Annotated in this window: 11 protein-coding genes and 1 other annotated feature; of the genes, 7 read left to right on the top strand and 4 right to left on the bottom strand. The window is 37.9% G+C overall.

Annotated features, from left to right (window positions below):
- Positions 1-599: IS3 family transposase (locus RQ973_RS09070; RefSeq protein ID WP_311523752.1), on the top strand; the 599-nt coding region annotated here is incomplete at its 5' end.
- Positions 600-688: 89 nt separating this feature from the next.
- Here the strand turns inward: RQ973_RS09070 and RQ973_RS09065 are convergent.
- Complete coding sequence (locus RQ973_RS09065) at positions 689-1,429, bottom strand: amino acid ABC transporter ATP-binding protein (protein ID WP_049503260.1); 741 nt, start codon at positions 1,427-1,429, stop codon at positions 689-691.
- Positions 1,429-3,603, bottom strand: coding sequence for an ABC transporter substrate-binding protein/permease (locus RQ973_RS09060; protein WP_075231675.1), 2,175 nt, complete (start codon positions 3,601-3,603; stop codon positions 1,429-1,431). The genes RQ973_RS09065 and RQ973_RS09060 overlap by 1 nt, the downstream gene beginning before the upstream one ends.
- Positions 3,604-3,783: 180 nt before the next feature.
- On the opposite strand from RQ973_RS09060, the gene uvrB reads away from it, so the two are divergent.
- From uvrB to RQ973_RS09040, 4 genes are all read left to right on the top strand, one after another.
- Complete coding sequence (gene uvrB / locus RQ973_RS09055; RefSeq protein WP_049525975.1) at positions 3,784-5,772, top strand: excinuclease ABC subunit UvrB; 1,989 nt, start codon at positions 3,784-3,786, stop codon at positions 5,770-5,772.
- A gap of 33 nt (positions 5,773-5,805) precedes the next feature.
- A complete protein-coding gene (locus RQ973_RS09050) occupies positions 5,806-6,807 on the top strand; it encodes an acyltransferase (RefSeq protein WP_248034139.1) in 1,002 nt (333 codons plus the stop codon).
- Positions 6,808-7,416: 609 nt separating this feature from the next.
- A complete protein-coding gene (locus RQ973_RS09045) occupies positions 7,417-7,851 on the top strand; it encodes a hypothetical protein (RefSeq protein WP_311523749.1) in 435 nt (144 codons plus the stop codon).
- Positions 7,852-7,870: 19 nt separating this feature from the next.
- Positions 7,871-8,338, top strand: coding sequence for an 8-oxo-dGTP diphosphatase (locus RQ973_RS09040; RefSeq protein WP_311523747.1), 468 nt, complete (start codon positions 7,871-7,873; stop codon positions 8,336-8,338).
- On the opposite strand, the gene RQ973_RS09035 is transcribed toward RQ973_RS09040, so the two are convergent.
- Positions 8,335-8,850, bottom strand: a complete 516-nt coding sequence (locus RQ973_RS09035; protein WP_075231670.1) for a transcription repressor NadR — start codon at positions 8,848-8,850, stop codon at positions 8,335-8,337. The two genes, RQ973_RS09040 and RQ973_RS09035, sit on opposite strands and share 4 nt — an antisense overlap.
- A gap of 18 nt (positions 8,851-8,868) precedes the next feature.
- The gene (locus RQ973_RS09030; RefSeq protein ID WP_001095969.1) at positions 8,869-9,396 is read right to left on the bottom strand and encodes an ECF transporter S component; all 528 of its coding nucleotides are present in this window, start codon (positions 9,394-9,396) and stop codon (positions 8,869-8,871) included.
- A 176-nt stretch (positions 9,397-9,572) separates the two neighbouring features.
- Positions 9,573-9,708, top strand: a sequence feature (ribosomal protein L10 leader region).
- Positions 9,709-9,746: 38 nt separating this feature from the next.
- Between RQ973_RS09030 and rplJ the strand changes: the two genes are divergently transcribed.
- Both rplJ and rplL read left to right on the top strand, forming a co-directional pair.
- The gene (gene rplJ / locus RQ973_RS09025; protein WP_311518285.1) at positions 9,747-10,247 is read left to right on the top strand and encodes a 50S ribosomal protein L10; all 501 of its coding nucleotides are present in this window, start codon (positions 9,747-9,749) and stop codon (positions 10,245-10,247) included.
- Between the two features lie 73 nt (positions 10,248-10,320).
- Entirely contained in the window at positions 10,321-10,686 is a 366-nt protein-coding gene (rplL, locus tag RQ973_RS09020; protein ID WP_001196968.1) for a 50S ribosomal protein L7/L12, read from the top strand.
- Positions 10,687-10,757 lie beyond the last annotated feature (71 nt).

Genomic DNA, 10,757 nt, shown 5'->3' with positions numbered 1-10,757 from the left:
TCAATTTACAAGCTAAAATGCGACAGAAACGAAAATATTCTTCTCATAAAGGAGACGTTGGCAAGAAGGCAGAGAATCTCATTCAACGTCAATTTGAAGGCTCTAAAACAATGGAAAAGTGTTACACAGATGTGACAGAATTTGCCATTCCAGCAAGTACCCAAAAGCTTTACTTATCACCAGTTTTAGATGGCTTTAATAGCGAAATTATCGCCTATAATCTTTCAACTTCACCCAACTTAGAACAAGTAAAAACAATGTTGGAACAGGCATTCACAGAGAAGCACTACGAGAATACGATTCTCCATAGTGATCAAGGCTGGCAATATCAACACGATTCTTATCATCAGTTTCTAGAGGGTAAGGGAATTCAAGCATCCATGTCGCGTAAGGGTAACAGCCCAGACAATGGTATGATGGAGTCCTTCTTTGGGATTCTGAAATCGGAGATGTTTTATGGTTATGAGAAGTCATTTCAGTCGCTTAAGCAATTGGAACAAGCTATTGTAAACTATATTGATTATTACAACAACAAACGAATTAAGGTAAAACTAAAAGGACTCAGTCCTGTGCAATACAGAACTAAATCCTTTGAATAAATTAATTGTCTAACTTTTTGGGGTCAGTACATTTTAATATCTGATACAATGCGTTTTTTTGATTATAAAGACTTTTTGCCCAATCTCTTCTAGGCGTTTAGAACCTTGTCTAAAAATTCTTTAAGACGCGGATGTTGTGGGTTGTCAAAGATTTGGTCAGGTGTTCCGTCCTCAAGAAATTCACCGTCAGCAGTAAAGATCACACGATTGGCAACCTTGCGGGCGAATCCCATTTCGTGGGTTACGATGATCATGGTCATGCCTTGTTCAGCCAATTCCTTCATAACGTTAAGAACGTCGCCGACCATCTCAGGGTCAAGGGCAGAAGTTGGTTCGTCAAAGAGCATGATATCAGGGTTCATGGCTAGACCGCGAGCGATAGCCACACGCTGTTTTTGACCACCTGATAGGCTTTCAGGATTAGCATTAGCCTTATCAGCCAATCCAACTTTTTCAAGGAGTTCCATTCCCAATTTTTCAGCTTCGGCCTTAGTCATCAACTTATGCTCTACTGGAGCGAAAGTGATATTTTCCAATACCGTCATGTGTGGGAAAAGATTGAAGTGCTGGAACACCATTCCGACATTTTCACGAACGTGGTCCACGTTGGTTGCTTTATCCGTCAAATCATAGCCATTAACTGTGATATGACCTTTTGTACCTTCCTCAAGGAGATTCAAGCTACGCAAGAAAGTTGATTTACCTGAACCAGAAGGTCCAATGATACAAACAACATCTCCTTCATAGAATTTTGCTGAGATTCCTTTTAGGACTTTGTTTTTACCATATTGCTTATGTAAATTATCGACATCGATTTTTAATTTAGCCATTATTGAATCCTCTTTTCTAAGCGTTTTGCAAGTCTAGTAAGAAGAGTGATAATCACAAGATAGAAGACTGCGAGAATTGCATACATTTTGAAACTTTGGTAGTTACGAGCAATGATAATCTTACCAGTCTGGAAGAGTTCGACCAAACCGATTGCAGATACGATAGTTGTATCTTTAAGTGCGATAACAAATTGGTTGACGAAGTTTGGAAGCATAAGTTTGGTTGCTTGTGGCAAGACAATCTTACGCATGGTTTTACTGTAAGAGATACCAAGGCTTCGACTAGCTTCCATTTGTCCGATAGGAACAGCCTTAATACCACCACGAACAATTTCAGCGATATAAGCGGCTGAGTTTAGGGAGAGGGCGATTGTACCAGCGACAAAGTCATTGATTGGACTCTGTTGGCCTGTAAGGGATTCGATAAAGTTAGGAACTCCCCAGAAGATAAAGGCAGCAAGAATCATCAATGGAATACCACGAATCACATCGACAAAGATTTCTGAAAGAATACGAAGTGATTTATAAGGACTAACGCTAAACATACCAAAGATAATCCCGATAACAATCGCAATTGCAAAGGAAATCAAAGCTAGAGAAAGGGTAATTCCAAGTCCACTTAGGAGTTGTTTGTAGTTGTTTTTCAACAAGCCCCAGATAGTAGTTTCGTCAACAGCTGATGATTCACTTGTTGAATCAGTTGCAAGGTATTTATCAAGAATCTTTTGGAATTCACCACTTGCTTTAAGATTTGCAAGACCGTTGTTGAACATTTCAATCAATTCAGGATTGCTTCCCTTTTTAACTGCAAAAGCAGTTTCACCGATTGGAGTACCTTCGATTGGTGTTTTTAATTTTTGTCCTTGGCTAATAGAGTATTTAAGAACTGGTTCGTCATCCATCACGGCGTCAATTGAACCTGTGTTCAAGCTGTCATACATAGATGAACCGTCTGCAAAGGTTTTAATTTTATAACCATATTTGCTTTGATTTTCAGTTAGGAAGGTTTGAGAAGCAGTACCGTTTTTTACACCAACGGTTTTACCATTCAAATCTTCATAAGAAGAAATGGTACTTGATTCCTTAACTCCAAGAATAGTATTAGCTGTATAGTAAGAATCAGAGAAATCAAAGGTTTCTTTACGAGCGTCTGTAACAGACATACCAGCAATCATACCATCAGCTTGACCAGATTGAACCGCGTTAATAGCAGCGTCAAAACCTGGGTTGGTGATTTCAATTTCAAAACCTTGGTCTTCGGCAATAGCCTTGATCAAGTCCATATCAATACCAGTGTACTGGTTGCTTGAGTTTTGGAAAACGAATGGTGCAAATGAAGAATCACTTGCGATAACGTATTTTGATTTGACTGGAGTAGCTTTTTGACCTGCGCTTGTAGTAGAAGTGAGAGAAGTCACTTGTGAACTAGTTTTAGAAGAACTTGTCCATTTATTGATAATTTTGTCCAAGCTACCATCTTTTTTCATCTGAGCTAAAGCTTCGTTAAATTCTGTAACCAGGTATTCGTACTTACTACCTTTTTTAACTCCAAAAGCAAAGCTTCCAACGGCTTCTCCGTCCATGTTGATACTGAGATCTTGCCCTTGGTTAATAGCGTACTCGATGACTGGTTTGTCATCCATGATGGCATTTACAGCACCTGTACTGAGACTGTTATTCATCAAATCACCAGTATCAAAGGTTTTGATAGTGAATCCATATTTATCTTTGATGCTTTCTAGGAAACGTTGTGCGGCAGTACCGTTTTTAACACCAACAGTTTTACCACTGAGTTCTTCATACTTAGTGATTTTGTTAGACTTAGTCGTTGCTATGACAACTTTTGTATCATAGTATGTATCAGACATTGTAAAGACGTTTTCACGTTCTTTGGTTTTTGTCATACCAGCCATGATCGCATCTGCTTGCCCTGCTTGGACCGCATTGACAGCAGCATCAAAGCCTGGATAAGACATTTGGATATTCCATCCTTTTATCTCAGCGACTTTATTGATGATGTCGACATCAATTCCTTTATAAGTCTGGTCTGTATCTTTAAACTCAAAGGGTGCATAAGCTGTATCACTAACAATCTTGATAGTGTCCGCATTAACATAGCCTAAAGAGAATAAGGGAAATAAAAATAATAAAAATGCAAGGATTTTTTTCTTCATGTTTAGTCTCCTTTTTAGAATATTTACCCATTATAGCAGAAAATAAAAAAGTTGGCAAATATTTAGCGTTTCGATGTAAGAAGATATGACATAAGATACTAAGTGGCAAGAAGTTGAGAATCAGTAAGTAGATCTTTTTTATGGTAAAATAGAAGGATAGAAAATGTGTATGAGGCAATTATGATCAATAGAATTACAGACAACAAATTTAAACTTGTATCCAAATACCAACCATCTGGGGATCAACCGCAGGCTATTGAGCAGTTGGTAGATAACATCGAGGGTGGTGAAAAAGCTCAAATCTTGATGGGGGCGACTGGTACAGGAAAGACCTATACCATGAGTCAGGTGATTTCCAAAGTTAATAAACCAACCCTAGTCATCGCCCACAATAAGACCCTAGCAGGCCAGCTCTACGGGGAGTTTAAGGAATTTTTCCCTGAGAATGCCGTCGAGTACTTCGTGTCCTATTACGATTACTACCAGCCAGAAGCCTATGTTCCCTCTAGTGATACTTATATCGAAAAAGATAGTTCAGTTAACGATGAGATTGATAAACTCCGTCACTCCGCTACATCAGCGCTCTTGGAGCGTAACGATGTCATCGTTGTAGCATCCGTATCTTGTATTTATGGTTTGGGTTCCCCTAAAGAATATGCTGATAGTGTAGTAAGTCTGCGCCCAGGACTTGAAATTTCTCGTGATAAACTGCTTAATGAATTAGTCGATATTCAATTTGAACGCAATGATATTGATTTCCAGCGTGGAAGATTTCGTGTACGTGGAGATGTGGTGGAAATTTTCCCAGCATCTCGTGATGAGCATGCCTTTCGTGTTGAATTCTTCGGAGATGAGATTGATCGTATTCGAGAGGTTGAAGCTTTGACAGGTCAAGTATTAGGTGAAGTGGACCATTTGGCGATTTTCCCAGCCACTCACTTTGTGACCAATGACGACCACATGGAAGTAGCGATTGCTAAGATCCAGGCTGAATTGGAAGAACAATTAGCTATCTTTGAAAAAGAAGGCAAACTCCTTGAAGCGCAACGCTTGAAACAACGGACAGAGTACGATATCGAGATGTTACGTGAGATGGGGTATACCAATGGTGTCGAAAACTACTCGCGTCACATGGATGGACGGAGCGAAGGAGAGCCACCTTATACGCTTCTCGACTTCTTCCCAGATGATTTCTTGATTATGATTGATGAAAGCCACATGACCATGGGACAAATCAAGGGAATGTATAATGGTGACCGTTCGCGTAAGGAAATGTTGGTTAATTATGGTTTCCGTTTGCCATCTGCCTTGGATAATCGTCCTCTTCGTCGTGAAGAGTTTGAAAGTCATGTTCACCAGATTGTCTACGTTTCAGCGACACCTGGTGATTATGAGATGGAACAAACGGACACCGTGATTGAGCAAATCATCCGTCCAACAGGTCTCTTGGATCCAGAGGTGGAAGTGCGCCCAACCATGGGACAGATTGATGACCTCTTGGGAGAAATCAATGCCCGTGTTGAAAAGAATGAACGCACCTTTATTACTACCTTGACCAAGAAAATGGCAGAAGATTTGACAGACTACTTCAAGGAAATGGGGATCAAGGTCAAGTATATGCACTCGGATATCAAGACTTTAGAGCGGACAGAGATTATCCGAGATTTACGATTAGGAGTCTTTGATGTCTTGGTTGGAATCAATCTCCTTCGTGAAGGGATTGACGTTCCTGAAGTAAGTCTGGTTGCTATTCTTGATGCTGACAAGGAAGGCTTTCTCCGTAACGAACGTGGTCTGATCCAAACCATCGGTCGTGCAGCCCGTAATAGTGAAGGTCATGTCATTATGTATGCTGATACTATGACTCAGTCTATGCAAAAAGCCATCGATGAAACAGCTCGTCGTCGTAAAATTCAGATGGCTTATAATGAAGAGCATGGCATCGTACCACAAACTATTAAAAAGGAAATCCGTGATCTTATTTCTGTTACCAAGACAGTTGCCAAGGAAGAGGACAAGGAAGTTGATATCAATAGCCTCAATAAACAAGAACGAAAAGAACTGGTCAAGAAATTGGAAAAACAAATGCAAGAAGCCGTCGAAGTGCTTGACTTTGAACTGGCTGCTCAGATTCGTGATATGATGTTGGAAGTCAAGGCGTTAGATTGAGAAGTTATATAAATAGTGTGGAAAGGTATATTAATGAAAAATAGACACCTAGGAATTGAAGCTTGTAGAATTTTAGCAATGCTGATGATTTGCAATCTACATGTTCTGGGCATGGGAGGAATTTTAGAAAAATTTGCCATTCAAAAGAATTTTTATTATATTTTTGCAAATTATTTAGAAGCATTTTCTTATTCGGCAGTAAATATTTATATTTTAATCAGTGGCTATGTCGGACTTCATTCTAAATTTAGTTATAAAAAAATGTTTAGTTTTTGGTTGCAAATCATTTTTTATACGATTTCAATCACATTAATATTCGCACTTTTTTCAAAGTCATCCGTTAAACTAAGCGATTGGCTCTCTGCTTTTACGCCAATTAGCCATGGTCAATACTGGTATATGAGTTGTTATTTCGGTTTAATGTTAGTGGCTCCATTTTTAAATCAAGCTATATTAACAGTAAAACAAGAATTGTTATTACTTTTTGTTAGTGGTGGATTTGTATATTTCTCTATTATTCCAACAATATTTAAACAAGATTCGTTAGGATTGTGGGGTGGATATAGTGTTTTATGGATGATACTCCTTTATATGATAGGAGCTATCATCAATAGATTAGACTTTGAAAATCGTTTTAAAGTTTGGCAAGTTGCTGGAATGATTATCTTACTGACAAGTTTAACTTTTCTATTGCACAGTCTTGGCTATGAACAGTGGAGAAGTTATACATCTCCAACAGTAATTCTTCAAGGAATATCAATATTTCTACTATTTTTAAGTCTCAAAAATTTTCCATTAACTTTGAAAAAAATAGTTTTAACATTATCTCCATTAACATTAGGAGTCTATTTGTTTCATGTTCACCCTCTGATTTTTAGAAGGATTTTACCCAACATTTATTCTTTAGTTGACGGACAGAAATTCGTTATATTTGTCACGATCATTCTCTTAATGACACTTCTAATATTTATTGTAGGTGCATTTATTGAGTATTTAAGAAAAAAACTATTTATATATATTTCTGGTAAATTATAAGATCAAAAATTATTCCCTAACGATAAAAAATTTGTATCAAATAGGTTTAATGTTTATCTGTTTATGATGAATTAGAAGGAGAGAGAAGAAACGATTGAGAAAGAATGTTAGTGCACACAAAAAGCATTCTAAATCAAAGTGAAAAATAGGTTGGTTAGACCGCATGAATCTGTGGTTTGTGCTACATTCAACAATTGCCTGGATCCTTGATGCAAGCGTTCTGTTCTTTTCTGCTCTAGGAATGTTATGTCTATTGTACGGAACACCCCTTATTCCAAGTCCCTATCGGGAACTGCATTATAGTTTTCCACTTTATTTAAATATCGTCCTTTTGGTGAATGCATCTTATCATACTTTCCTTCGTACCTTTAAGAAAGACTGGATTTCCTTGCGAAATTTTGCAGAAATGTTTTTATATCCTAACGGAATTGCTTGTGTATTCCAGTTAACGATTGGGATGACCTCTAAAAGAGGAACAAGATTACTTCCGATATGGGCATTAGACTATCGCTATATCTGGTTTCCCCTCGTTACTTATTTCATTTTCTTTCTAGTGCCTATTGTGACAATTATAATTTACAAATATATTGAAAAGAAAAGGAGTCAATCATGATGAAACATCTAACGATATTTAGGGTTATTTACCTTTCGTGCCTGGTATTTGTACTGATTCATTTTATCTTAGGGCTTTTTGGCTTATCTTTTACCCCAGTCTTGTGGAATTTCTGGTTCTTTGGTCTTTGTTTAACCCTATTTATCCAACCATGGACCATCTTTTATAAATCTAGAATCTTTCAATGGCATCATCTGATTTTTCAAGCTCTCAGTGGATTCGTTGCTCTCATAATCTGGTTTATGATATTTTTATTTTTCTCCACGGTTCCAGATTCATCTATGCCTATCAATTTAGACTACTATGTGATTAGGGAAAAAAATGAAATAAGAATCATCAGAGGATTCTTATTTCATGAAATTCATGAATATCATGACTTAGTTAATCCTTTGATTATGAAGTCTAAAGTTAAGTATGTAGAAAAAAATTAAACATTAGAAAGTGAGTCCTATGTCTAGAGCACAATTAACCATTCTAACTAATATTTGTTTAATAGAAGACCTTGAAAATCAGCGCGTGGTTATGCAGTATCGATCGCCTGAAACCAACCGCTGGTCTGGCTATGCTTTTCCAGGAGGTCATGTGGAAGATGGTGAGGCCTTTGCAGAATCTGTTATTCGTGAAATATACGAGGAAACAGGTCTGACGATTCAAAATCCTCAACTTGTCGGCATTAAAAATTGGCCACTAGATACAGGTGGCCGCTATATTGTCGTTTGTTATAAGGCGACTGAGTTCTTTGGTACCCTTCGTTCTTCAGATGAAGGAGAAGTTTCTTGGGTGCAAAAAGACCAGATTCCAAACTTGGATCTGGCCTATGATATGTTACCTTTAATGGAGATGATGGAAGATCCGGATAAGTCTGAATTTTTCTACCCTCGCCGTACAGAAGACGATTGGGAAAAGAAAATCTTCTAATCCTTTACTAAATAACCTAACTTATCCAAGGCCTTCTCGATATAGAGAAGGTCTTGTTCGTTTTCAGCTTCGACTAGGTGATAATGGACGCCATCTGTTAATTCAGAAAGTGGTCTAAAGTCAGACCTTTCGACTTGCTCTAAAAAATGCTGAACGTCCCGACGACAAGAGAGTTTGAGCAAGGTTTCAATTTCTCCATAGACAGGATGATCAATCAAGGTATTCTGAACACGTCCCCCATTATCGACGATAGCTAGAAGTTCTTGACCGATTTCTTCCATCTCGTGCTTTACTTTAAACAGCTTGTGAACATACGGACTGGTTTTGCTTTCTTTATAAATATAGCCACGATTGGTTGATAAGATAGGAGCACCATCAGCACGCAGTACTGCAATGTCCTGAACGATAATCTGGCGAGTGACATGAAAATGTTCTGCTAAGCTTTTTCCGTTTAGAGGTTTTTGAGCTTCTTTTAAGAGTTGTAGAAGTGCTTCTTTTCGATTTTTTGTCATATTCTTCTTTCTTAACGCTTAACGGCGTTTTCTCAATGCTTTATAAACAGCCAAGGCTAGATAATAGTCTACCATACTATGGATAATAGTACCAAATCCAACCAAGACAAACAAGACATAGAACATATTTTTTAAGTCAGTTCCAGTACTAGCATAAAAAATCATACAAGCCAAAACTTCAGCAATAGCATGAACCAAACCAAGTACAAAATTGAAAATCAATGAAGATTTCTTATTGTCCAAGGTTTGAGGATGTTTTTGAAGATAGAAAGCACCCAGACTTCCAAAAAAGATATGGGAAAAGGCGCGAAGTACAATGACAATCGGATACCCAGCCATGAGAAATCCTAAACTAGAAGCTATAATAACAAAGATAGCCATCCATGGCGAGAGAAACATAGCGATAAAAATAGCAACGTGACTTCCTAAAGTGTAGGAAGCGGGAGGAATGACAATTTTAAAGGGCATCACCAAAGGAATCAAAATAGCGATAGCTGTTAGCAATGCGGTCAAGGTCATGAATTGTGTTTTCTTTTGTGTATTCATAATAACTCCTTTTAGCTGTATATACAGTTGTATAGTACAATAAAAAATCAAACAAGTCAAGAACTAAAATTGATTTTTGATGAGATTATCTTGAAATAAGGTTAAAAAATAAATAAATTTTTTAAAAAATAAGAAAAAAACTCTTGCACTAAACAAAGTAGTATGGTATACTTATATACGGTTTGAAAAAACTGCCTAAGACAGTAGGGGAGATCGACTCATAAATATCCTACCGAGGACAAAACGTATCATGTAAAAAGAAGCGTATTGTACTTTCGTGTCTAGGTTTGGGCGCGTTTTTCTTTTGGAAAAATTCCCCAAGCAAAATAATTACGGAGGTGAACACACTAATGAGTGAAGCAATTATTGCTAAAAAAGCAGAACTAGTTGACGTAGTAGCTGAAAAAATGAAAGCTGCTGCATCAATCGTCGTTGTAGACGCTCGTGGTTTGACAGTTGAACAAGATACAGTTCTTCGTCGTGAGCTTCGTGGAAGCGAAGTTGAGTATAAAGTTATTAAAAACTCAATCTTACGTCGTGCAGCTGAAAAAGCTGGCCTTGCAGAACTTGCATCTGTATTTGTTGGACCATCTGCTGTAGCATTTTCTAACGAAGATGTTATCGCTCCAGCGAAAATCTTGAACGACTTTGCTAAAACTGCTGACGCACTTGAAATCAAAGGTGGTGCAATCGAAGGCGCTGTCGCATCAAAAGAAGAAATCGTTGCTCTTGCAACTCTTCCAAACCGCGAAGGACTTCTTTCTATGCTCCTTTCTGTACTTCAAGCGCCAGTGCGCAACGTTGCTCTTGCAGTCAAAGCGGTTGCAGACAACAAAGAAGACGCAGCTTAATCTTAAGCTACGCAGCGTAGCCTAGCTACAAAAATATAAACATAAAATATAAACTTATTTGGAGGAAATAACAATGGCATTGAACATTGAAAACATTATTGCTGAAATTAAAGAAGCTTCAATCCTTGAATTGAACGACCTTGTAAAAGCTATCGAAGAAGAATTTGGTGTAACTGCAGCTGCTCCTGTAGCTGTAGCTGCTGCTGGTGGTGCTGAAGAAGCTGCTAAAGATTCATTTGACGTTGAATTGACAGCTGCAGGCGACAAGAAAGTCGGCGTTATCAAAGTTGTACGTGAAATCACAGGTCTTGGTCTTAAAGAAGCTAAAGAACTTGTTGATGGTGCACCAGGTGTCATCAAAGAAGGCGTTGCAGCTGCAGAAGCTGAAGAAATCAAAGCTAAATTGGAAGAAGCTGGAGCTTCAGTTACTCTTAAATAATAGAGTTTCCATGAAAAATGGCTCATTGTCAACTGTAGTGGGTTGAATAAAAACTAACATCTGGAGAGGAC

The organism is uncultured Streptococcus sp. (genome assembly GCF_963511325.1).
Lineage (GTDB): Bacteria > Bacillota > Bacilli > Lactobacillales > Streptococcaceae > Streptococcus.
This window is presented reverse-complemented; position numbering and strand designations above follow the sequence as displayed.